Origin of the sequence: Pseudomonas benzenivorans (genome assembly GCF_024397895.1) — a bacterium.
GTDB classification, from domain to species: domain Bacteria; phylum Pseudomonadota; class Gammaproteobacteria; order Pseudomonadales; family Pseudomonadaceae; genus Aquipseudomonas; species Aquipseudomonas benzenivorans_A.
This window is the reverse complement of sequence record NZ_CP073346.1, coordinates 4,430,766-4,454,446: the sequence shown is the minus strand read 5'-3', so window position 1 is coordinate 4,454,446 and position 23,681 is coordinate 4,430,766. Positions and strand designations below refer to the sequence as shown.

Genomic DNA, 23,681 nt, shown 5'->3' with positions numbered 1-23,681 from the left:
ACCCCGTTGCAGAGCGGCGCAACGAATATCGGCAATTTTTATTTACAACACAGCAGGACCTGCTCGTCCGACGCCAGAACGCCCAGCTTTCGTAACGAATAATTTACAAGGCGGTGCGCTGCGCTGCCGGCGGAACCCGGTTCAAGGGCGAGAATGGCGACTCAGGCGCTTTCCGCGCTCACCCCGGCCCGCTTGCGCGCACCGCCCGGGGCCCCCAGCAACTGCGCGACCGCGGCCAGGAACTCCTTGTTGTCGAAGGGTTTGCGCACCACCGCATCGGCGCCCAGGGTGAGGGCCTGGGCCATGCGCGCCTCACTGTCGGCGGAAACCACCAGGATCTTCAAGGGAAACGGCATGGGCGAACCCTGCAGATAGTTCAGTACCCCCAAGCCATCGAGGCCCGGCATGCGCAGATCGAGGGTCATCAGCGCCGGCCTGTAGCTGTGCAGCATGGCGCCGGCGGCGAAACCATCCGGGGCATGGGCGGTTTCATAACCGGCCTGCTGCAGCACCCGCTCGATGGCCCGCGCCATGTTGGCGTCATCCTCGACAATGAGCACCCGCCGCGCCGGCAGCAATGACTCTCCCGGCAACGGAATGGCGTTTTCCCGCATGAACAGCTCAAGCTCCTGCCGGGGCACGCGATAGTCACCGCGTCCCGGCAACCGATAGGCCTGCAGCAGGCCGCGTTCGATCCAGCGGATCACCGTGCGAAAACTCACCCCACACAGCTCGGCGGCCTGTCGGCTTGTCAGAACGTCGGACATTGCGCCCCCTCTTTCTTGCTCGTGGGCGAAGCATAACGACTCGAGTCGATTATCGGTTAATTAAGATTATCGATTGCTGCCATATGTCGCCTATGTCACATTTGACACATAGTTAGGAATCAGGTTGAACACCCTGGAACCGAGCGAATACGTCCAACACCAAGCAGGCCGGCTTTTTCAATCCGAGACCTTCATTGACTGGGTAATGATCATCGATGCGCCGGATTGCTGTGCCCGTCCCCTATCTGCTAGCCGCCCTCGCCGCCCTGCTGCTGGGTATCGGCCTGACCCTTGTCCTGTGGCACAGCGCCCGGGACCACGCCCACGATGAGGCCCTGCAACGCTTCGAGTTCCAGGCCCGCGAGACCCAGCTGGCCATCCGCCAACGCCTGCTGGCCTACGAGCACGTCCTGCGCGGCGGCGCCGGGCTGTTCGCCGCGTCGGAACGAATCACTCCCGCAGAATGGAAGCGCTATACGGAAAGCCTGCATCTCGAGAGCAACTACCCCGGCATCCTCGGCCTGGGCTTCAGCAAATGGCTGCAGCCAGGCGAGCGGCAATCGCTGATCTCGCAGATGCGCACCACCACGGGCCTGAGCAGCTTCGACATCTGGCCCCAGGGCGAGGGCGAGGCGCACAGTTCGATTCTCTTTCTCGAACCCACCAACTGGCGCAACCAGCGCGCCCTGGGGTTCGACATGTACAGCGAGGCCACCCGCCGCGAAGCCATGCAGCGCGCCCGCGACCTGGCGACTCCGATTGCGTCCGGACGGGTGCGCCTGGTGCAGGAAACCGAGACGGCGCCCCAGCACGGTTTCCTGATGTACCTGCCGGTCTATCGCGACGGGCAAACCCCGGCAGACCTGCAGGCACGCCGGCAAGCACTGCAAGGTTTCGTCTACAGCCCGTTCCGCATGGGTGACCTGATGCAGGGCATTTTCGGCGCCCAGGCGCTGCCCATGATTCGCCTGCAGATCTTCGACGGCCCGCAGACCAACCCCGAGTGGCTGATGTTCGACAGCTTCGTCGGCGCCGCCGCGCAGGATTCGCCGCTCTTCTCGCGCATCCGCCACGTCAACTTCAACGGCCGCCAGTGGGCCCTGAACTTTGCCTCGTTGCCGACCTTCGAGCACACGGTCGAACGCCAGAAGCCGGCCATGATACTGGGCGGCGGCTTGCTCACCAGCCTGCTGCTCGCCATCCTGGTCGCACTGCTTGGGGCAAACCGCGCGCGCAGCCAACAGCTGGCCGGCGCCAACCGGGGGTTGCAGGATGAGATCGCCGAGCGGCGCAAGCTGGCGGATGCCCTGGCGCAGGCCAGGGATCGAGCGGAGGCGGCCAATCAGGCCAAGAGCGAGTTTCTCTCCAATGTCAGCCACGAACTGCGCACCCCCTTGACCCTTATTCTGGCGCCGACCGAGGAGCTGCTGGGCAATGCGGCGCCCGCCGAGCGCCGGGCACTCGACCGAATCAAGCGCAATGCCCTGATCCTGCTCAACCGGGTCAACGACCTGCTCGACTTCGCCAAGGCCGAGGCCGGCATGACCGAGCTGCACCCGCGGCATGTCGACCTGCATGCCCTGATCAGCAGCCTGGCCGACGACGCCGCGCAGCTGGCCATGCAGAAGAATTGCCTGCTGCGCTGGCAGATAGACCCGCAGCTGACCCGGGGCTACCTGGACCCAGGCCACCTGGAAAAGATCCTCCTCAACCTGTTGAGCAACGCCATCAAGTTCACCCCCCCGCAGGGCTGCATCGAGCTGACCGCCTTCATCAATGACGATGAGCAGTTCAGCATCAGCGTCAGCGACTCTGGACCGGGCATCGACCCGGCGCAGCTGCCGCTGCTGTTCCAGCGCTTCCAGCAGCTCGACAACTCGGCCACCCGGCAACATGGCGGCACCGGCCTCGGCCTGGCCCTGACCAAGGCGCTGGTCGAACTGATGGGCGGCGTCATCGAAGTGGACAGCGAGGTTGGCTTGGGCACCAGCTTCCGTGTGCAGCTGCCCCGCGGCAGCCAACAGCCCACCGAGCAGGACGAAGCGTTCGCGGACACTGACCCGACCTCGGCGCTGCTGCGCCACAGCCGCCTGAGCGAGAGCGCCGGCGCGGCCCCGATCCAGGTTCAGTCATCTGCCGCAGCGCCCAACAGCCTGGCGCGGGTGCTGGTGGTCGACGACAACAGCGACCTGCGCCACTACATCGGCGAGCTGCTGGGCGAAGACTGCGCCGTGGTGCTCGCCGCCGACGGCCTGCAAGCCTGGAGCCTGCTGCAGACGCAGCCCTTCGACCTGCTGCTCAGTGACGTGATGATGCCCGGCCTCGATGGCCTCAGCCTGGCCGGCCGGGTGAGGGCCGATGCGCGCCTGGCCCAGCTACCGGTACTCCTGCTGACCGCCCGCGGCGGCAAGGACAACAGCATCACGGGCCTGGCGTCGGGCGCCAACGACTATATCGCCAAGCCCTTCTCCCCGGCCGAACTGCTGGCCCGGGTTCGCGGCTGCCTGCGCCTGAGCCAGACCCAGCAGCGCCTGCAGGAGCAGGCCCACGACGCCGGCATGGCCCTGCAGGCGGCGGGTATTCTGCACAACCTGGGCAACGTGCTGAGCGGTGTGACGGTGTCCTCGGCTCGCCTGCGCGACAAGCTGCAACATTCGAAAGTCGGTTCGGTACGCCGCCTGGCCGAGCTATTGCAGCAGGCCGGGCCTGCCGACGCTGATGCACAGATCCGGCAGATCCCCAGCTACGCCATGCAACTGGCCGAGTACCTGGAGACCGAGCAGAGCGCCATGCTGGGGGATGCCGAGCGCCTGCGCAGCTGCGTCGAACACGTCGAGGCCGTGCTCGCCAGCCAGCGCCAGTTGCTGCGCCCCGACCTGCAGACACGCGAACCGGTAGCGGTCGCCGAGCTGCTCAACAACGCCCTGCAGATGGCCAAAACGGCCTTCATGGCCGCCGATATCCGCATCGAACGGAATTGCTCCGACGCCGACATCGCCCTCACGGACCGCCATCAGGTGCTGCAGATCCTGCTCAACCTGCTGCGTAACGCCAACCAGGCCGTGGCCGCCCTGCCCGAGGGCGGTAAATGCATCAGCATCCGCACCACCCGCGGGCCCGACTGCGTGCGCCTGGAAATCGCGGACAACGGCATCGGCATCGCCGCCGAGCGCATGGCCACCCTGTTCGACCAAGGCACCACCACCCAGGGCGAGGGCCACGGCTACGGCCTGCACATGAGCGCCTACCTGGCCCAGGGCCTGGGCGGGCGCATCAGCTGCCACAGTGAAGGCCCCGACCAGGGCGCCTGTTTCAGCCTCGAGCTACCCACTCCGTGCAGTGAAAGCCGCACGCTCAATACAGCCACCCTTGTCGGGAACACGGAAGCCTAAGCCATGTCGACCCCATCAGTTCGCCCCCTCCTGCAGCAACCGGATGCCGCCAGCGCCCTGCCTGCTCATGCATCGGTAAGGCTGCCGCGCCCCCATGCCGTTCCGAGCGGTGTAGACAGCGTGCCAGCTTCGGCCCTGCCGGTACGGACGAATGCGGATACTCAGGCGATTGCGCGGATCCTGTTGATCGACGACAACCGCAGCAATCTCGAGCTGATGCGCGAGATTCTGATCGGCGAAGACCGCAGCGCCGCGCACAACCTGGAGTCGCTGGAAGCGGCGCTGTTCGGCGACAAGCCTGCGGCCCGTGCGCCACTGCCACGCTTCACGGTCGAACACTGCGAGGACGGTCGCGAAGGCCGTGACCTGCTCGCCAGCGCCCTGGCCGCCGGTCGCCCCTATGCCGTGGCCTTCGTCGACATGCGCATGCCCGGCGGCTGGGACGGCCTGCAAACCATCGAAGCGCTGTGGCAGGTGGATGCGGATCTGCAGGTGGTCATCTGCAGCGCCTACGACGACCACAGCTGGGAGCAGATCGTCGATCGCCTGGGCTGCCTGGACAATCTGTTGTTCCTGCGCAAGCCCTTCGATCCGATCGAGGTCCTGCAACTGGCCACCGCCCTGAGCGAGAAGTGGCGACTGCAACGCGCCCGGCAAAACCAGTTGGCCGAACTGCACCAGCATGTCGCCGAGCGCACCCGCCACCTGCAGCAGGCCCTGGATCAGCGCCTGCGCGTCGAGCGCGAACTGCTGCACCTGTCCACCCACGATGCACTGACCGGGTTGGCCAACCGCCCGCTGTTCATGGATCGCCTGGAGCAGGCCATGATCCTGGCCCAGCGCCAGGAGCGTCAGCTGTTGATCGCCTTTATCGACCTGGACCGTTTCAAGCAGTTCAATGACCGCCTCGGCCGCCAGCTGGGTGACCAGCTGCTGCAGATGGTGGCCCAGCGCATGAGCGCCTGCCTGCGCGAGTCCGACACCCTGGCGCGCCTGGGCGGCGACGAATTCGCCCTGCTGCTGCCCGACACCAAGCACGCCAAGGACGCCATGTCGGCGCTGACCCGCCTGCTTGGCCGGCTGGCCGAGCCCTTCTCCCTGGCCGGCGAGGAACTCAGCCTGACCTGCAGCCTGGGCTGCAGCATCTACCCCGACGACGGCGCCGACGGCGAAGACCTGCTGCGCTACGCCACCGCCGCGGCTTACCGGGCCAAGGAACTCGGGCGCAACACCATCCAGGCCTACAACCCCGAGCTCCACGCGCGCCTGCAGGAGCGCCAGCTGCTGGAAAGTGCCCTGCACAGGGCCCTCGAAAACAATGAATTCGAGCTCTACTACCAGCCGCAGATCGACCTGCGCAGCGGCCGCCTCAGCGGTCTCGAAGCACTGCTGCGCTGGCACCACCCGCAGCTGGGCGACATCTCCCCGGCACGCTTCATCCCGATCGCCGAAGACAACGGACTGATCCACCAGATCGGCGAATGGACCCTGTACAGCGCCTGCCGACAGCTGCTGGCGTGGCAACAACAGGGCATCGCGCTGCCGCGAGTGGCGCTCAACCTGTCCGCCAAACAGGCGGCCCAGCCCGGCCTCGATGCGCTGATCAGCCGCTGCCTGAAGGACACCGGAATCGACCCCTGTTACCTCGAGCTGGAACTGACCGAAACCGCGTCGATGGACGACCCCGAGCACATCATTCCGCTGATGCAGCGCCTGCGGAAGCTGGGGATCAACCTGGCCATCGACGACTTCGGCACCGGTTACTCGAACCTCAGCTACCTGCAACTGTTCCCGGTGGGGAAACTGAAGCTCGACGGCTCCTTCGTCCGCGGCATCACCAGCGATGCCGGCAGCATGGCGATCATCGATGCGGTCATCGCCCTGGCCCACCGCCTGGGCCTCAAGGTGGTGGCCGAAATGGCCGAAACCGAGGCCCAGGTCATACAGCTGGCGGCCCACGGCTGCGACCAGGTGCAGGGCTACTACTTCAGCCCGCCCTTGCCGGCCGCCAAACTGGAGCCCCTGCTGCGTGCCGGGGCCGCAGCGCTGCCGACCCCGGCCGGCGATGATGGCGCCAAGCGGGTGCTGATTCTCGACGACGAGCAACATGTCACCTCGGCGATCCGCCGCGCCTTCCGCCACGAGCACTTCGAGGTCCTGACCGCCAACAATGCGGCGCAAGCCTTCGACCTGCTGGCGCGCCATCGTGTCGGCGTGGTACTAAGCGATCAGCGCATGCCCGACATGAACGGCAACCGCTTTCTCAACCAGGTACGCATGCTCTACCCCGAGACGGTACGCATCCTGTTCACCGGCTATACCGACTTCCAGTCCATCCGCGAAGCGATCAACCTGGGCGCCGCCCACCAGCTGATCGACAAACCCTGGAACAACGGCGAATTGCAGCAACTGATCAGCCAGGGGCTGGAACAGTACGCCCAGAACCGCCAGCAACAGAATGGAGCAAACGGCTGAGGCGACCTGAAGGCAATCGCCACCACCTTAAAGTAGTGGCTCCTGGCCATCAATTTCTCGATTATCCTGACAAGCATTACAAGGAGGCGTAGCGGGCATGAACAGCGACAACCCAGAAACCTATGACCTGGCAAGCGCGCCGCCCAGCGACGAGCAGCGCCTTGAACGGCTGGAGAAAGGCCGACGAGTCGACCGCATCGTGCTGATTGGCCTGGCGTTGATGCTGGTCGTTGTGCTTGCCAGTTGGTCAACCGCGACCCTACTCCGCGAGACAAGCCCCGGCGCCGATGCACAACAGCTACAGGACCTGCAGAACCAGCAGCTGCTGCTGGAAAAGAAGCTCGCCGCCCTGGAGCAGCAAAACAACCAGCTTGTGGCCGCCCAAGGCAGCAAAACCCTGTCGACCGCACCTGTGGTCAACAGTCCGGACGCCATTCAACAAGTGGCCAAGACCCTGATCGGCCAGGAACAGAGCTACCAGAAAAGCCTTGCCGCCCTGAAAACCGGCATGGGTGAACTGGCCGGCATGATCCCTGGCTCACGCAGCTGGCTGGACTACTACAACGAGATACTGGACAAGCCACTGGCCGAAAGCCGCGCACGGGCCGAAGAACTGAAGCAGTGGAGCGCGGGGCCCGAGCTGACATCGGCAGGCAAGCCGGCGGCCAACCGCAGCGCCCCCTGACTCAGCGCCAACCGCACACCTGATGCCCACCGGGACTCAGTGCTGCTGCAAATGCCCATACAACTTGGCGTAGAGCCCACCCACGGCAATCAGCTGCTGGTGGTCGCCATCTTCGGCGATGCGCCCGCCATCGAACACCAGCACCCGGTCGGCCTGCTTCACCGCGCTCAGGCGGTGGGCGATGATCAGGGTGGTGCGGCCGTTGAGGAACTGCGCCAGGGCCTGGTGCAGGGAGTACTCGGTGGCGGCATCCAGGGCCGAGGTGGCTTCGTCGAGAATCACCACCTTGGGCTCGGCCAGCACCATGCGGGCGATCGCCAGGCGCTGGCGCTGGCCGCCGGACAGGCGCACGCCCGAGCGGCCGACTATGGTGTCCAGCCCCTGCGGCAGCATGCCGATGGTGGTGGCCAGCTGGGCGATCTCCAGCGCCCGCCAGCAGGCCTCGTCGCTGCGTTCGCGGCCCATGCACAGGTTGGCGCGCACCGTGTCGTTGAACAGCGCCGGGTGCTGCAGCACCACGGCGATCTGCTCGCGAACCTTTTCCAGGCCGATCTCCGCCTGGCTGCTGCCGCCGAAGCTGATGGTGCCGGCCTGGGGCGTGTAGAGGCCGAGCAGCAGCTGCACCAGGGTGCTCTTGCCGCCGCCGCTGGCGCCGACTATGGCGACCTTCTCGCCGGCGCCGATGCTCAGGTCGAGGCGGTCCAGCACCGGCTCGTCGTTGTAGGCGAAGGTCAGCCCCTTCACCTCGATACCCACCGTCTCGCGCCCCTTGAACGGGTCGATGCGCCCCGCATACTGCGGCTCGTCGGCCCGCGCCAGCAGCTCGTTGATCCGCTGCAGGGCGCCGCCGGCGGCGTAGAAGGCGTACTGCAGGCTGAGCAGCTGCTCGACCGGGCCGATCATGAACCACAGGTAGCTGAACACCGCGAGCATCTGGCCGATCGACAGGTCGGAGAACAGCACGGTGAGCATGGCCGCGGCGCGGAACACGTCGATGCCGAACTGGAACAGCAGGCCGCTGGCGCGGTTGGAGGCATCGCTCTTCCACTGCGAGGCGGTGGCGTAGTCGCGCACTTCCCGGGCGCGGCCGCCGAGGCGACCGAGGAAGTAGCCCTGGCGGTTGCTCGCGCGAATCTCCTGAATCGCCTCCAGGGTCTCGGTGAGCGCCTGGGTGAAGCGCGAGGTGCTGTCGTTTTCCAGCTTCTTCAGCTGCTTGACCCGCTTGCCCAGCTGCACCGAGGCGAAGATCACCAGGGGGTTGAACAGCAGGATCAGCAGCGCCAGCTGCCAGTGCATCCACAGCAGAATGGCCGCGGTGCCGGTCAGGGTCAGGATCGCCACCAGGAAGCGGCTGAGGGTCTCGCCGACGAACTTGTCCAGGGTGTCCAGGTCGGTGACCAGATGAGTCGTTACGGTGCCGCCGCCGAGGCTCTCGTACTCGCCGAGGGAGATGCGCTTGAGCCGCTCGATCAGGCGAATGCGGATGCGGTAGACGATGTCCTTGGACAGGCGCGCGAACTGGCGTGCCTGCAGGACGTTGAACACCAGCGCCGCGCCGCGCAGCAGCAGGGTCAGCAGCAGCATCAGGCCGATATAGCCGGCCGCGCTCTCCCAGGCGCCGGGCAGGAAGTGATCCATCACCTTGAGCGCGGCGTCGCCATCGCCCAGCAGCACTTCGTCGACCAGCAGCGGCAGCAGCAGTGGAATCGGCACGCTGCACAGGGTCGCCAGCAGCGCCACGACATTGGCCAGGACCAGGGGCTTCTTGTGCTGTAGGGCCAGGCGACGGATTTCTGCCCAGCTCAGCCGGTCAGCCATGGGCGGCGCGCTCCAGCCAGCGCCCGAGCAGCGGCGCCAGAGCGTCGAGCGGCTGGTAGCCGTTGGTCAGCAGGGCCAGCTGGCCATCGCGCTCGGCCAGCAGTGTGGGGAAACCGGCGATGCCCAGATCCTGCACCCAGGCAAAGTCGGCGGCAGTGGCCGCATGGGCAGCCGGGCTGTCGAAGGCCTCGGCGAACTCGATGCGCGGAATCCCGGCCTGCTCGGCCAGGCGCACCAGCTGCCCGGCCTGGGTCACATCGACGCCTTCGGTGTAGAACGCCTGCTGGATCAGCTTGGCCAGCGGCCAGGTGCTCTCGGGGTCGAGCTGGCGCGCGGTGACCAGGGCCCGGCAGGCCGGCTCGGTATCGTAGACCAGCCCCTCGGGCAGCCCCTGCTCGAAGTTGAACAGCTGCCCGGTACTGGCGTTGACCGCCTGCCAGTAGCCCAGGTAACGCACCCGCGCCGCCGCATCGACGCCGATGCGCTCACGGCGCAGGCCGCCGACCACCAGCTGCAGCGGCACCCCGGCGGCGGCCGCCTGCTCGGCGAGGGACTCGAGCACCGGGGCAAAGCCCCAGCACCAGGAACACATCGGGTCCATCACGTAGAGCAGGCGTGCAGGCATGGTCAGGCCTCGGAGGATTGGCGGGGGTTGTAGCCCAGAGGGTGCGGCAGGTTGCGCGCCTTGGCCAGCTCGATCTGTTTCTGCCGCTCGCGGGCACCGGCGCGGGTCTTCTCCGGCAGCGAATCCCAGCAATGCGGGCAGCTGACGCCCGGGGTGTAGAACTCGGACTCACGGTCGGCCACCGACACCGGGGTGCGGCAGGCGTGACACTGGTCGTAGTCGCCCTCGCTGAGGTCATGGCGCACGGTGACCCGGTTGTCGAAGACGAAGCAGTCGCCGCGCCAGCGGGTCTGCTCCTGGGGCACCTCTTCGAGGTACTTGAGGATGCCGCCCTTGAGGTGGAACACCTCCTCGAAGCCCTGCCCGAGCATGTAGCTGGAGGCCTTCTCGCAGCGAATGCCGCCGGTGCAGAACATCGCCACCTTCTTGTGCCTGGCCGGGTCGAAGTTGGCCTGGATGTACTCGGGAAACTCGCGAAACGACTTGGTCTTGGGGTCGACCGCACCCTCGAAGGTGCCGATGGCCACTTCGTAGTCGTTGCGGGTGTCGATCAGCAGCACTTCGGGGTCGCTGATCAGGTCGTTCCAGTCCTTGGGCTCGACGTAGGTGCCGACCCGCTGGTTGGGGTCGACGTCCGGCACCCCGAGGGTGACGATTTCCTTCTTCAGCTTGACCTTGGTGCGGTAGAACGGTTGCTCGTCGCAGTAGGATTCCTTGTGGTCGACATCCGCCAGGCGCGGGTCGAGACGGAACCAGGCGAGCAGGCCATCGATGCCCGCGCGGCTGCCGGAAACGGTGCCGTTTATGCCTTCCTCGGCCAGCAGCAGGGTGCCTTTGATGCCGTTGTCCAGCATGGCTTGCAGCAGGGGTTCGCGCAGCGCCTGGTAGTCCGTCAGGGAGACGAACTTGTACAGCGCTGCCACGACGATCTTGTCGGTCATGGAGCAGCTTCCTTCAGTAGTCGCCCTCGCAAAGGGCGGACTGGGCCTCTAAAACGAAAACGCCGGCGAGGCCGGCGCAGGGTGAAGTTTACGTTTCCTGGCGCCTGTCGTGTAGGGGCCAATTGCCTCAGCCGACGGCGCGCCGCCGCGCGACCGGCCCTCGGCGACGCATTTCGCCGCCGCAAAGCCCGACGCGGCCGGTACGATCAGTGGTCGTGCTTGCTGCCGCCGCGACAGGTCGGCGAGTCCGGCGCGGCGCCCTGTTGCGCCCACTCTTCGGGCGTGTAGGTGTGCAGCGCCAGGGCATGCAGCTGGCTCATCAACTCGCCAAGGCTGGCATAGACCTTCTGGTGCCGCTTGACCGCGTTCAACCCGCTGAACTGGGGGCTGACGATGACCGCCTTGTAGTGGGTCTCCAGGCCACGGCTGTGCATGTGGCTTTCGTCCAGCACCTCGAGGTGCTGCGGCTGCAGCGCGGCAAAGGCGGCCTGCAGTTGCTCCAGTTTCGACATCGATGACTCCGCTTACGGTTTGTTCGGTTGCAGTTCGGCGGTCATGTCCGCCAACAGTTTGTTCACCCGCGGCACCGCCGCCTCCAGCCTGTTCTGGGTCAGGCGCGCCGACTGGGCGGTGAGCATCGGCATCTTTTCCAGCACTTTGCGCCCCAGGGGCGACTGATAGAAGGCCAGCAGCTCCTGCATTTCCTGCTCATTGAAATGGCTGGTGTAGAGCTTGACCAGGTCCGGCTTGACCACCTCCCAACCCACCGCCTTTTCCAGGGCTGCATTGGCCTTGGCCTGGTAGCGCTCCAGCAGCGCACGCTGGCTCTCCGGCGCCTGGCTTTCGGCGAAACGCTGGGCAAACATCTGTTGCACCTGCGCGTAGACCGGCACGGTCAGCCGCTCGGCGCGCGCGAGCTTGAGGAAGCGCTCGGCATCGGCGGCATGACTGGCGGCATCGGCGAACGCCTGGGCACTGGCGCACGCCAACAGCAGCGCAGCACAGAGGGCGGTAAAACGAGGCATCGAGTACTCCCGGACAAGAAAAAGGGGTCGAATGGCCCCCATGGGCCGACATTCTGTGCCCAAGCCTTGCGCACACTCAAGCTTCGGCCGCCGCAAGGTGCAACAGAAAACTGCGCACTGGCTCACCTCCCGCGCCCAAAGCAGAATGCCAGTACTTGCTCCCGACAAAGTCGCCTGGGCATGCTCGACAGCTTGCTATCATTCATTACCAGGCTCTCTAGATCACCGCGCTGACGCTTCAGCGCCCAGCACACATGGACGTGTCCGATGAACAGCTTCACCCTGCCCAACCCCCAGGCATTGATCGACCTCTGCGATGAGCATGGGCGCCTCAATCCGCGGGCCATCGGCTGGTCGCCGCGGCCCCAGGTCGACTGCACCCTGCCCGGCCACTTCGGCCGCCGCAAACGCTGGAACCACTGGTGCATCACCACACCGCAGTGGATGCTCTCGCTGACCCAGGCCGACCTCGACTATCTCGGCTATGGCGCCGTGTACTTTCTCGACCTGGAGAGCGGCGAAGCCGTGGCCCACAGCCACCTGCGCCTGCTGGGACGGGGTTGCCGGCTGCCGAGCCAGCCCCAGCAGAGCCATGAATTCAACCACCCGCGCCTGCAATTACGGGTCGCCGAGCACACCGGCCGAGTGCGCCTGACGGTCGCCGCCACGCCACTCGGCGGGCAACCCCTGCAGGTCGCCCTGGACATCCAGCGACCCGCCCACCTGGACTCGGTCAACCTGGTCGCCCCGCTCGCCCATCGTGGCTTTCACGCCACCTGCCGACAACTTGGCCTACCCGCCAGCGGCAGCGTGCAGCTGGGCACTCGCCACTACACCTGCAGCGCCGGACAGAGCTTCGCCGCCCTGGACTTCGGCCGCGGCGTCTGGCCCCTGCACAGCCACTGGACCCGCGCCGCCTTCGCCGCGCCGGGCGGTATCGCCGGCAACTTCGGCGCCGGCTGGACCGACCACAGCGGCCTCTCGGAGAACGCCCTGTGGTTCGGCGGCGAACTGCAGCACCTGGACAGTCCGATACACATCGATCAGCTCCCACCTAGTCGCCTGGCGCCCTGGGCCCTGACCACCGCCGATGAACGGGTCAACCTGACCTTCACCCCACGCCAGCGGCACCGCGCCTGTCCACGGGCGGGACCGTTCTATGCCGACAACCAGCAGTGGTTCGGCCACTTCGACGGCGTGCTGCGAGCACCTTCGGGCGAGCACGTGCCGGTCAACGGCGCGCTCGGCTGGCTCGGCACCACCCGCACACGCTGGTAATCGCCGGTCGCCAGGGAACCCTCGACCGCTCGGTGCGGCCTAAGCTTGCTAGAAAGCATCTGGAGAGCCGCCATGAGCCGCACTGAAACCGATAGCATCGGCCCGATTGAAGTCCCCGAAGACGCCTACTGGGGCGCCCAGACCCAGCGCTCGACGATCAATTTCGCCATCGGCGAGGAACGCATGCCTCTGGCCGTGGTGCACGCCCTGGCGCTGATCAAGAAAGCCGCCGCGCGGGTCAACTGCCGTGTCGGCAACCTGCCCCAGGATATCGCCCGGCTGATCGAACAGGCGGCCGACGAGGTGATCGCCGGCGAACACGACGATCAGTTCCCCCTGGTGGTCTGGCAGACCGGCAGCGGCACGCAGAGCAACATGAACGTCAACGAAGTGATCGCCGGCCGCGCCAACGAGCTGGCCGGCGGCGCCCGCGGCGGCAAGAGCCCGGTGCACCCGAACGACCACGTCAACCAGGCGCAAAGCTCCAACGACAGCTTCCCCACCGCCATGCACATCGCCGCCGCCCGCGCCATCCAGCACGACCTTCTGCCGGCGCTGGCAGAACTGTCCGGCGGGCTCGCCGAGCAGTCCGCGCGGCACGCCAAGCTGGTCAAGACCGGACGCACCCACCTGATGGACGCCACGCCCGTGACCTTCGGCCAGGAGCTGTCGGCCTTCGTCGCCCAGCTGCGCTGCGCCGAACAGGCGATCCGCCATGCCCTGCCGGCAGTCTGCGAGCTGGCCCAGGGCGGCACGGCAGTCGGCACCGGCCTCAATTCGCCCCAGGGCTTCGCCCAGGCCATCGCCGCCGAACTGGCGGCACTCAGCGGCCTGCCGCTGGTCAGCGCGCCCAACAAGTTTGCCGCCCTGGCCGGCCATGAGCCCCTGACCAGCCTGTCCGGCGCCCTCAAGACTCTCGCCGTGGCGCTGATGAAGATTGCCAACGACCTGCGCCTGCTCGGCTCCGGCCCAAGGGGCGGACTGGCCGAGGTGCGCCTGCCGGCCAACGAGCCTGGCAGCTCGATCATGCCCGGCAAGGTCAACCCGACCCAGTGCGAGGCGCTGTCGATGCTCGCCTGCCAGGTCCTGGGCAACGACGCGGTGATCGGCTTCGCCGCCAGCCAGGGACACCTGCAGCTGAACGTGTTCAAGCCGGTGATCATCCACAACCTGCTGCAATCGATCCGCCTGCTGGCCGACGGCTGCCGCAACTTCCAGCTGCACTGCGTCGCCGGCCTGGAACCGGACGCCGCGCAGATGGCCGCACACCTGGAGCGCGGCCTGATGCTGGTCACCGCGCTCAATCCGCATATCGGCTACGACAAGGCCGCACAGATCGCCAAGAAGGCCTACGCCGAAGGCACCACGCTGCGCGCCGCGGCCCTGGAACTGGGTCTGCTGACCGAGGAGCAGTTCGACGCCTGGGTGCGCCCGCAGGACATGCTGGGCAGCGACACGCATGAATGAGACGAAAAGCGGCGCGACGCCGCTGGAAGGCGATGGCAAGCGCATCCTGATGATAGTCGGCACGCCCAAGGCCGCAGGTCTCTGCCATGCCCTGGGCGAGGCCTACGCCCAGGGCGCACGCGGCAAGGGCCATGTGGTGCGGCAACTGAAGCTGGGGGAACTGAGTTTCGACCCGGTGCTGAGAGACGGCTACGACCAGGGCCAGCACCTGGAGCCGGACCTGCTCGAAGCTCAGCGCCAGATCCATTGGGCCGAACACCTGGTGTTCGTCTACCCGGTCTGGTGGGGCGGCCTGCCGGCGTTGCTCAAGGGCTTCTTCGACCGGGTGTTCCTGCCCGGTTTCGCCTTCAAGTACCGCGGCCGCTCGCAGGCCTGGGACAAGCTGCTGCACGGCCGCACCGCCGACCTGCTGGTGACCCTGGATACGCCGCCCTGGTACTTTCGCTGGATCTACGGCGCGCCGGCGCACCGCCAGATGACCCGCACCATCCTCGGTTTCAGCGGCATCAGGACCCGCCGCCTGGCCGAATTCGCCCCGGTGCGCCCATCCTCCGAGGCGCAGCGGCAAAGCTGGCTGCTGCGGGCCGAGAAACTGGGCGTAGACGCCTGAGCACCGGCCCGCGACAGGCGGGCCGGCATGTCCTAAACGCAGCGGCGCCGAGCGGCACAGCACCAGTGCAGCCGTGTTCGGCGCCCTTACCGCCATAATGGCCTTTTGGAATCGCCATGATATTGGCGCCAAAATAACTTTCAAATTCGGCCAATTGAATCGATTTGGCGGAAAAATCAACCACTGGTCGCGAACCCCTTCACAACCATGACCCGGGGTTAGACTCTTGAAGGAGGCTTACAGTGTGAGGTCACTCCCATGTTTGGTCAGCGGCAGATCGATCCAGGCCCCGGCACGCACTATCGCAGCGAGCGTGTCAGCGCGGTCAACGGACAGTACTTTTTCGCCACCCGCGAAGGCACGCTGGAAGGCCCCTATTTCACGCGCGTCGATGCCGAACGGGAAATCGCCCTGTACGTGCGCCGCATGGTGCAGGCGAACGACATCATCGAGAGCCGGGCCTTCTAGGCGAAAGTACAGCCCACGAAAAACGAAAAACCGCGCCGAGGCGCGGTTTTTCGTGGGTAGCACAGGCCCGCTTCAATCTGCGGCGAACGCCGCCTCCAGCGCCTTATTGATGGTGCGCAGCACCTTGACCCGGGCGAAACGCTTGTCGTTGGCCTCGACCAGGGTCCAGGGCGCGATCTCGGTGCTGGTGCGATCGACCATGTCCTCCACCGCCTCGCGATACAGCGGCCACTTGTCGCGATTTCGCCAGTCGTCTTCGGTGATCTTGAAGCGCTTGAACGGGATCTTCTCCCGCGCCTTGAAGCGCGCCAACTGGGTATCCTGATCGATCGCCAGCCAGAACTTGACCAGCACCACGCCAGCCTCGCTCAGCTGCTCCTCGAAGTCGTTGATTTCCCCGTAGGCGCGCAACCAGTCGGCCGGCTCGCAGAAGCCTTCGACCCGCTCCACCAGCACCCGGCCGTACCAGGAGCGGTCGAAAAGGGTGAAGCGGCCACGGGCCGGCACATGCCGCCAGAAGCGCCACAGATAGGGCTGGGCAAGCTCCTCTTCGGTCGGCGCCGCCACCGGCACGATGTGGTATTGACGCGGGTCCAGGGCGCCGGTCACGCGGCGAATGGCGCCGCCCTTGCCAGCCGCATCGTTGCCCTCGAACACGGCGATCAGCGCGTGCTTGCGCATGCGCTTGTCGCGCATCAGCCCGGAAAAACGCGCCTGCTCGGTCGCCAACTGCTCCCGATAGTCGTCCTTGTCCAGGCTCTGCCCCAGGTCGAGACTGTCCAGCAGGCCGCGCTCGTCCAGGCTGGCGATCAAGGGCGCCGCATGGGGCTGGGGCAGCCGCGGCGTCTTGGCCTTCAGCGCCGCCTGCAGCCCGTCGAGCAGGATGCGCCCGACCGTCAGACTGCGGTAATACTCGTCCGCCCCCTCCACCACATACCAGGGCGCGTAGTCGCGACTGGTGCGACGCAGCACCCGCTCACCGTGTCGCACGAACTTGTCGTAGGTCTTCGACTGCTGCCAGTCCAGCGGGCTGAGGCGCCAGCTGTGCAAGGGATCGTCCTGCAGGGTCTTGAGGCGCGCCTTCATCTGTTCTCTGGACAGGTGCATCCAGAACTTGAAGATCAGCGCGCCTTCGTCGCAGAGCATCTGCTCCAGAGCCAGAGCGCCGGCAATCGCCTGATCCAGCTGGGCGTTCTTGATCTCCCCGCGCACCCGCCCCTGGAGCATCTGGCTGTACCAGTTGCCGAAGAAGATGCCGATGCGCCCCTTGGGCGGCAGCTTGCGCCAGTAACGCCAGGCCGGCGGTCGTGCCAGCTCTTCATCGGTCTGCCGATCGAAGGTGCTGACCTCAATCAGGCGCGGATCCATCCACTCGTTGAGCAGCTTGACGGTCTCACCCTTGCCGGCACCTTCGATGCCGTTGAGCAGAATGATCACCGCGAAGCGCCCCTGTTGACGCAGTTCGTACTGCGCCTCCAGCAGCGCCTCGCGCAGCAGCGGCTCTTCGGCATCGAATGCGTCCTTGTCGATGGCGTGACCAATCTCGGCGGACTCGAACATGTGCAACTCCCTGATCTGAATGCCTCCAGCCTAGCGGACCGCCGCACCGCTGCAATCGGCCCGGCGGGATCGGCTAGAATGCGCGCCTGTTCAGCCCGGTGGCCCGCATGTCCGACTCTCCTCAGCCCGATACCCGACCCGCCCAGCTCGATTGGGACGACAAGGGCCAGCCGCTGTCGCGCCTATATGGCGACGTGTACTTCTCCCAGGAAAACGGCCTGGCGGAAACCCGCTACGTGTTTCTCGCCAACAACCGACTCGAGGAGCGCTTCGCCGCCCTGACCGAGGGCGAGCACCTGGTGATCGGCGAAACCGGCTTCGGCACCGGACTGAATTTCCTCTGCGCCTGGCAGCTGTTCGAGCAGCAGGCCACCGCCGGCGCCCACCTGCACTTCGTCAGCGTCGAGAAATACCCGCTGAGCCGCGCCGACCTGCAGCGCGCCCTGGCGCTGTGGCCGGAGCTGGCGCCCTTCGCCCAGCCGCTGCTGACGCAGTACATCGCCATCCATCCCGGCTTTCAGCGCCTGGTATTCGCCGGTGGACGGGTCATCCTCACCCTGTTGATCGGCGACGCCCAGCAGATGCTCGCGCAGCTCGACGCCCGGGTCGACGCCTGGTTCCTCGACGGCTTCGCCCCGGCGAAGAACCCGCAGATGTGGACGCCCGAGCTGTTCGCCGAACTGGCCAGACTGTCCGCACCCCATGCCAGCTTCGGCACCTTCACCAGCGCCGGCGTGGTGCGCCGCGGCCTCAAGGCGGTCGGCTTCGAGGTCAAGCGGATGCCCGGCCAAGGCAAGAAGTGGGAAGTGCTCAAGGGGCAGTTCGTTGGCGCCGCCGACACCACGAGCAAGCCCTGGTACGCCCGCCCGGCGCGGCACGTCGGCGAACGGCACGCGCTGGTCATCGGCGCCGGCCTGGCCGGCTGCGCCACGGCGGCCAGCCTGGCCGCGCGCGGCTGGCGGGTCAGCCTGCTGGAGCGCCACGGCGCGATTGCCCAGGAAGCGTCGGGCAACCCGCAAGGGGTGCTCTACCTCAAGCTCTCGGCCCACGGCACGACCCTCTCGCGACTGATCGTCAGCGGTTTCTGCCATACCCGCCGACTGCTCGAGGCCCTGCCAAGAGGCCGCGACTGGGACGACTGCGGCGTGCTGCAACTGGCCTTCGACACCAAGGAGGCCGAACGCCAGGCCCGCCTGGCCGCCGCCTTTCCCGCCGACCTGCTGCATCCGCTGGAGCAGGCCGAGGCCGAGCGCCAGGCCGGGGTCGAACTGCCCGCTGGCGGCCTGTTCTACCCGCAAGCCGGCTGGGTCCATCCACCGGCGTTGTGCCGAGTGCTCAGCGAGCAGCCCAATATTCGCCTGCTGGCGCATCGGGAAGCCGTGCAACTGCGCCGCGACGGCGCGCAGTGGCAGGCCTGGGACGCCGACCAGTTGCTCGCCAGCGCACCGGTGGTGGTGCTGGCCGGCGCCGCGGAGATCAAGCGCTTCCCGCACAGCGCCGAGTTGCCGCTCAAGCGCATTCGCGGGCAGATCAGCTGTTTGGCGCAGACCCCTCGGAGCCAGGCGCTGCGCACCGTGGTCTGTGCCGAGGGCTACGTCGCCCCGGCCCGGCTCGGCGAACACACCCTGGGCGCCAGCTTCGACTTCGACAGCGACGACCTGACACCCAACAGCGCCGACCACGCCGGCAACCTGCAGCTTCTCGAGGAAATATCCACGGATCTGGCCGAGCGCCTGCACAGCCGCCAGCTCGATCCGGCGCTGCTTGCGGGCCGCGCCGCCTTTCGCTGCACCAGCCCCGACTACCTGCCGATCGTCGGCCCCCTGGCCGATCGCGACGCCTTCAGCAGGGCCTATGCGGTGCTCGGCAAGGACGCTCGCCAGGTGCCGGACGTACCCTGCCCCTGGCTCGACGGCCTGTATGTCAACAGCGGCCATGGCTCGCGCGGCCTGATCAGCGCGCCGCTATCCGGCGAGCTGCTGGCCGCCTGGCTCAACGACGAGCCCCTGCCCCTGCCGCGCGAGGTGGCCGAGGCCTGCCACCCCAACCGCTTCGCCCTGCGCCAGCTGATCCGCAACGGCGGCGCCGGCAAGACGCCGCCCACCAGGCCCGAACGGTAGGGTGCGCCGCGCGCACCGCCGAGACTGCCACGCAGGTACCCGTGCGCATGGCGCACCCTACGCACACTCACCTCACTCCATCTCGCCACACAGCTCCGCCGCCCGCAGCAGCGCCGCAGTGAGGCTGTGCCGCTCCCAGTCGGCCAGCGCGGCGAAGCGCTGACGGAACTCCGGCGGCAGCAGGCTCGGTGCCTGCTGCACCAGCTCGCGTCCGGCATCGCTGAGCAGCAGCCACTGGCGGCGGCGGTCCTGGTCATCGCGCTGGCGATGCAGCAGGCCGCGCTCTTCCAGGCGGTCGAGCATGCCCGACAGGGTCGCCGCCGTCAGGCTCACCCGCCCACTCAGGTCGCTGGCCGTCAACCGCGCCTCGCCCGCCAGCACCTGCAGGATCATCAGTTGCATGGGCGTCAGGCCGCCGAAGCGGGTCAGGCGCTTGGCGTGCACCTCACCCGCCTGCTGCAGGCGCCGCAGGGACTGGAACATCGGCAGCTCGAAGGCCATGACAGATGACAGATCTATTTCAGTAGAAACTATTTTCTCACCCATATTCAGACACATACTCGAATGGAAACTTTGACATCAAAGCATTTTTTTGTTCCCATGTAAAAGGTTCGGCGAGCCCGGACGACTCCCCAACGGCAACACCGGTAAGGAAATTTATGTGCGGAATAGCTGGAGAACTACGTTTTGATCAACGACCGGCCGACCTGGCTGCAGTCGAGCGAATCACCCATCATTTAGCGCCGCGCGGTCCAGACGCGCACGGCTTCCACAGCCAGGGGCCGATTGCCCTTGGCCATCGTCGGCTGAAGATCATGGATCTCGCCGAGGCGTCCGGCCAGCCGATGATCGACAGCGATCTCGGCCTGTCCATGGTGTTCAACGGCGCCATCTACAACTACCCGGAACTGCGCAACGAGCTGGAAGCCCTCGGCTACCGCTTCTTCTCCGGCGGCGACACCGAGGTACTGCTCAAGGGCTATCACGCCTGGGGCAAGGACCTGCTGCCCAAGCTCAACGGCATGTTCGCCTTCGCCGTCTGGGAGCGCGACAGCCAGCAACTGTTCATCGCCCGCGACCGTCTCGGCGTCAAGCCGCTGTACCTGTCGCGCACCGGCCAACGCCTGCGTTTCGCCTCGAGCCTGCCGGCGCTGCTTGCCGGCGGCGACATCAGCAAGGCGCTGGACCCGATCGCCCTCAACCACTACCTGAACTTCCACGCCGTGGTCCCGGCGCCGCGCACCATCCTCGCTGGCGTGGAGAAACTGCCGCCGGCAAGCTGGATGCGCATCGATGCCCAGGGCAACTGCGAACAGCAGAGCTGGTGGCAGCTGGACTTCGGTCCCAAGCGCGATGAAATCGCCTTCGAGCTCGATGACTGGCGCGACAAGGTGCTCGACGGCATGCGCGAGGCGGTGTCGATTCGCCAGCGCGCGGCGGTGGATGTCGGGGTACTGCTGTCCGGCGGCGTCGACTCGAGCATGCTGGTCGGCCTGCTGCGCGAAGCCGGGGTGGAGAACCTCTCGACCTTCTCCATCGGCTTCCAGGATGCCGGCGGCGAGCGCGGCGACGAATTCCAGTACTCGGACCTGATCGCCGCGCGCTTCAACACCCAGCACCATCAGCTGCGCATCGGCGAGAACGAGATCCTCGAGCAGCTGCCGGCCGCCTTCCGCTCCATGAGCGAGCCGATGGTCAGCCACGACTGCATCGCCTTCTACCTGCTGTCCCGGGAGGTGGCCAAGCACTGCAAGGTGGTGCAGAGCGGCCAGGGCGCCGACGAGCTGTTCGCCGGCTACCACTGGTACCCGCTGGTGGACGGCGCCGAGGATGCCTTCAGCGCCTACCGCAAGGCCTTCTTCGACCGTGAGCACGAGGAATACGCCCAGTGCGTGCAGCCCGAGTGGCTGACCGACGACCATGCCGGCGAGTTCGTCCGCCAGCATTTCGCCCAGCCCGGCGCGGTGGCCGCGGTGGACAAGGCGCTGCGTCTGGACAGCACGGTGATGCTGGTCGACGACCCGGTCAAGCGGGTCGACAACATGACCATGGCCTGGGGCCTGGAGGCGCGCACGCCGTTCCTCGACTATCGCCTGGCCGAACTGTCGGCACGCATTCCGGGGCGCTTCAAGCTGCCGGACGGTGGCAAGCACGTGCTCAAGGAGGCCGCCCGCCAGGTCATCCCCTCCGAGGTCATCGACCGCAAGAAGGGCTATTTCCCGGTGCCGGGTCTCAAGCACCTGGAGGGGGCTACACTGGGCTGGGTTCGCGACCTGCTGGTCGATCCGAGCCAGGACCGCGGGCTGTTCAATCCGGCCATGCTCGATCGCCTGCTGACCGACCCCCACGGCCAGCTCACGCCGCTGCGCGGCTCGAAACTGTGGCAGATGGCGGCGCTCAACCTGTGGCTGAGCGAGCAAGGCCTCTAGCAACGCCCCGGGCGGGAGTTCCCGCCCGGCCGCGTCAAACCGCCGTAGCCGGATGTGATCCGGAGCAGTCACGACTGAATTCACGCCCCGGCAACTGTCCGGGCGATGCGCGCAGCTAAGGAAACACGCCAATGCGAGCCACCACCTTCAATCAACGCCTGCAGCGCGGCCAGGCGCCCTCCTACGAGCGGCTGCAGGCGCGCTTCGCCGAAGAACGCGGAGTCAAGCCCAGCGAGTCACTGGCCGTGCATTGCGGCTGGGGCCGCCTGCTGGTCGGCCATACCTTCCCGGACCCGGCCGTGCTGGCCGACGAGCTGTTGACCGAGCGCCGCGGCGAGCGCGATATCGCCCTGTATGTCGCCGCCCCCCAGCAGGTGCTGGCCCAGGCACCGCAACAGCTGTTTCTCGACCCTTCGGACACCCTGCGCCTGTGGTTCAGCGACTACCGCCAGGCGCGCCGCGGCTTTCGCGGCTACCGGGTGCGCCGCGCGCAGAATGCCGATGACTGGCAGGCGATCAACCGCCTGTACCAGATGCGCGGCATGCTGCCGATCGATCCGGCCAAGCTCACCCCGCGCCACCAGGGTGGCCCGGTGTACTGGCTGGCCGAGGACGAAGACAGCGGCGCGGTGATCGGCAGCGTCATGGGCCTCAATCATCAGAAGGCCTTCAAGGACCCCGAGAACGGCAGCAGCCTCTGGTGCCTGGCGGTGGACCCGCATTGCGGCCGCCCCGGCGTCGGCGAAGTGCTGGTGCGCCACCTTATCGAGCATTTCATGAGTCGCGGCCTCAGCTTCCTCGACCTGTCGGTGCTGCACGACAACCGCCAGGCCAAGGGCCTGTACGCCAAGCTGGGCTTTCGCGAACTGCAGACCTTCAGCATCAAGCGCAAGAACAGCATCAACCAGCCGTTGTTCATCGGCCCCGGGCCGGAGGCGGAACTCAACCCCTACGCCAAGATCATCGTCGACGAGGCCCTGCGTCGCGGCATCGAGGTGCAGGTCGATGATGCCGAGGCCGGCCTGTTCACCCTGAACCACGGCGGTCGTCGCATCCGTTGCCGCGAATCGCTGACCGACCTGACCAGCGCCGTGAGCATGACCCTGTGCCAGGACAAGCGCCTGACCCACCGCGCCCTCGAGCGCGCCGGCCTTAGCCTGCCAGCCCAGCGCCTGGCCGGCAGCGCCGAGGAAAACGCGGCCTTTCTCGCCGAGCACGGCAGCCTGGTGGTCAAGCCGGTGGACGGCGAGCAGGGCCAGGGCGTGGCTGTGGACCTGCGCACCCCGGGCGAAGTTCAGGAGGCCATCGAGCGCGCCCGGGTGTTCGACGGTCGCGTGCTGCTGGAAAGCTTCCACTCGGGCAGCGACCTGCGCATCCTGGTGATCGGCTACGAGGTGGTCGCCGCGGCCATCCGCCGCCCCGCCGAGGTGATCGGCGACGGCCGCCACAGCATCGGCGAGCTGATCGACGCCCAGAGCCGCCGGCGCCAGGCGGCCACCGACGGCGAGAGCCGGATTCCCAAGGACGCGGAAACCCTGCGCACCCTGCACGCCGCCGGCGTCGACTACGACAGCGTGCTGCCAATCGGCGAGCGCCTGGCGGTGCGCAAGACCGCCAACCTGCACACCGGCGGCAGCCTCGAGGACGTCACCGACAGCCTCCACCCGACCCTGGCCGATGCCGCGGTCAAGGCAGCCCGGGCGCTGGACATCCCGGTGGTCGGTCTCGACCTGCTGGTGCCGGCGGCGGATCAGCCCGAGCACGTGTTCATCGAGGCCAACGAGCGCGCCGGCCTGGCCAACCATGAGCCACAGCCGACGGCCGAACGCTTCGTCGACCTGCTGTTCCCCCTCAGCCAGATTACCGGCTAGCCCTGCGCCACCGCGGGCGCGCGACTCGCGCCCGCCCCTCTGCCCACTACCGCGACCCGCGCCGGGGAAACCCTCGGCGACTAAGCTGGTCAGCATGCACTGCCAGTCCTTTTCCCTGTCGCCGACAGCCCACTCAGCGAAGGAGTTCTC

18 protein-coding genes are annotated in these 23,681 nt (G+C 66.9%); 10 read left to right on the top strand and 8 right to left on the bottom strand.

From position 1 onward, the window contains the following. Nucleotides 1-161 precede the first annotated feature (161 nt). Nucleotides 162-767 (bottom strand): response regulator, encoded by a 606-nt coding sequence (locus tag KDW96_RS20725; protein WP_255838106.1) that lies wholly within the window; start codon nt 765-767, stop codon nt 162-164. A gap of 215 nt (nt 768-982) precedes the next feature. Here KDW96_RS20725 and KDW96_RS20720 point away from each other — a divergent pair, with 215 nt between their 5' ends. The 3 genes from KDW96_RS20720 to KDW96_RS20710 all read left to right on the top strand — a co-directional run bounded on the left by KDW96_RS20720 (nt 983) and on the right by KDW96_RS20710 (nt 7,319). Beyond that, on the top strand, nt 983-4,159 hold the full coding sequence (locus KDW96_RS20720) for a CHASE domain-containing protein (protein ID WP_255838105.1): 3,177 nt from the start codon (nt 983-985) through the stop codon (nt 4,157-4,159). A 120-nt stretch (nt 4,160-4,279) separates the two neighbouring features. Further along, nucleotides 4,280-6,634 carry an EAL domain-containing protein gene (locus tag KDW96_RS20715; protein ID WP_255838104.1) on the top strand — a complete coding sequence of 785 codons (2,355 nt, stop codon included), beginning with the start codon at nt 4,280-4,282 and terminating at the stop codon, nt 6,632-6,634. A gap of 97 nt (nt 6,635-6,731) precedes the next feature. Further along, nucleotides 6,732-7,319 (top strand): hypothetical protein, encoded by a 588-nt coding sequence (locus tag KDW96_RS20710; protein WP_255838103.1) that lies wholly within the window; start codon nt 6,732-6,734, stop codon nt 7,317-7,319. A 36-nt stretch (nt 7,320-7,355) separates the two neighbouring features. On the opposite strand, the gene KDW96_RS20705 is transcribed toward KDW96_RS20710, so the two are convergent. The 5 genes from KDW96_RS20705 to KDW96_RS20685 all read right to left on the bottom strand — a co-directional run bounded on the left by KDW96_RS20705 (nt 7,356) and on the right by KDW96_RS20685 (nt 11,728). Next, entirely contained in the window at nt 7,356-9,137 is a 1,782-nt protein-coding gene (locus tag KDW96_RS20705) for an ABC transporter ATP-binding protein (protein WP_255838102.1), read from the bottom strand. Continuing rightward, nucleotides 9,130-9,762, bottom strand: a complete 633-nt coding sequence (locus tag KDW96_RS20700) for a DsbA family protein (RefSeq protein WP_255838101.1) — start codon at nt 9,760-9,762, stop codon at nt 9,130-9,132. The genes KDW96_RS20705 and KDW96_RS20700 overlap by 8 nt, the downstream gene beginning before the upstream one ends. A gap of 2 nt (nt 9,763-9,764) precedes the next feature. Beyond that, complete coding sequence (gene trhO, locus KDW96_RS20695; RefSeq protein ID WP_255838100.1) at nt 9,765-10,703, bottom strand: oxygen-dependent tRNA uridine(34) hydroxylase TrhO; 939 nt, start codon at nt 10,701-10,703, stop codon at nt 9,765-9,767. Nucleotides 10,704-10,909: 206 nt separating this feature from the next. Further along, complete coding sequence (locus tag KDW96_RS20690; RefSeq protein ID WP_255838099.1) at nt 10,910-11,215, bottom strand: BolA family protein; 306 nt, start codon at nt 11,213-11,215, stop codon at nt 10,910-10,912. A gap of 12 nt (nt 11,216-11,227) precedes the next feature. Continuing rightward, nucleotides 11,228-11,728 (bottom strand): DUF2059 domain-containing protein, encoded by a 501-nt coding sequence (locus tag KDW96_RS20685; RefSeq protein ID WP_255838098.1) that lies wholly within the window; start codon nt 11,726-11,728, stop codon nt 11,228-11,230. A 267-nt stretch (nt 11,729-11,995) separates the two neighbouring features. Here KDW96_RS20685 and KDW96_RS20680 point away from each other — a divergent pair, with 267 nt between their 5' ends. From KDW96_RS20680 to KDW96_RS20665, 4 genes are all read left to right on the top strand, one after another. Then, nucleotides 11,996-13,006: a DUF2804 domain-containing protein gene (locus tag KDW96_RS20680; RefSeq protein WP_255838097.1), complete on the top strand. Its 1,011-nt coding sequence runs from the start codon at nt 11,996-11,998 to the stop codon at nt 13,004-13,006. Between the two features lie 72 nt (nt 13,007-13,078). Continuing rightward, complete coding sequence (locus KDW96_RS20675) at nt 13,079-14,473, top strand: class II fumarate hydratase (protein ID WP_255838096.1); 1,395 nt, start codon at nt 13,079-13,081, stop codon at nt 14,471-14,473. After that, the gene (locus KDW96_RS20670) at nt 14,466-15,083 is read left to right on the top strand and encodes an NAD(P)H-dependent oxidoreductase (protein ID WP_255838095.1); all 618 of its coding nucleotides are present in this window, start codon (nt 14,466-14,468) and stop codon (nt 15,081-15,083) included. Before KDW96_RS20675 ends, KDW96_RS20670 begins: the two co-directional genes overlap by 8 nt. 258 nt (nt 15,084-15,341) lie before the next feature. Beyond that, nucleotides 15,342-15,551, top strand: a complete 210-nt coding sequence (locus KDW96_RS20665) for a DUF6316 family protein (RefSeq protein WP_255838094.1) — start codon at nt 15,342-15,344, stop codon at nt 15,549-15,551. 72 nt (nt 15,552-15,623) lie between these two features. Here the strand turns inward: KDW96_RS20665 and pap are convergent, their stop codons facing one another. Beyond that, entirely contained in the window at nt 15,624-17,111 is a 1,488-nt protein-coding gene (pap, locus tag KDW96_RS20660) for a polyphosphate:AMP phosphotransferase (protein WP_255838093.1), read from the bottom strand. Between the two features lie 107 nt (nt 17,112-17,218). Between pap and mnmC the strand changes: the two genes are divergently transcribed. Then, the gene (mnmC, locus tag KDW96_RS20655) at nt 17,219-19,231 is read left to right on the top strand and encodes a bifunctional tRNA (5-methylaminomethyl-2-thiouridine)(34)-methyltransferase MnmC2/FAD-dependent 5-carboxymethylaminomethyl-2-thiouridine(34) oxidoreductase MnmC1 (protein WP_255838092.1); all 2,013 of its coding nucleotides are present in this window, start codon (nt 17,219-17,221) and stop codon (nt 19,229-19,231) included. A 72-nt stretch (nt 19,232-19,303) separates the two neighbouring features. Here the strand turns inward: mnmC and KDW96_RS20650 are convergent, their stop codons facing one another. After that, entirely contained in the window at nt 19,304-19,777 is a 474-nt protein-coding gene (locus KDW96_RS20650) for a MarR family winged helix-turn-helix transcriptional regulator (protein WP_255838091.1), read from the bottom strand. A gap of 113 nt (nt 19,778-19,890) precedes the next feature. Between KDW96_RS20650 and KDW96_RS20645 the strand changes: the two genes are divergently transcribed. Together KDW96_RS20645 and ngg are read left to right on the top strand one after the other, a co-directional pair. Further along, complete coding sequence (locus KDW96_RS20645; protein WP_255838090.1) at nt 19,891-21,660, top strand: N-acetylglutaminylglutamine amidotransferase; 1,770 nt, start codon at nt 19,891-19,893, stop codon at nt 21,658-21,660. Between the two features lie 131 nt (nt 21,661-21,791). Further along, entirely contained in the window at nt 21,792-23,531 is a 1,740-nt protein-coding gene (gene ngg / locus KDW96_RS20640) for an N-acetylglutaminylglutamine synthetase (RefSeq protein WP_255838089.1), read from the top strand. The last annotated feature ends 150 nt before the right edge of the window (nt 23,532-23,681 follow it).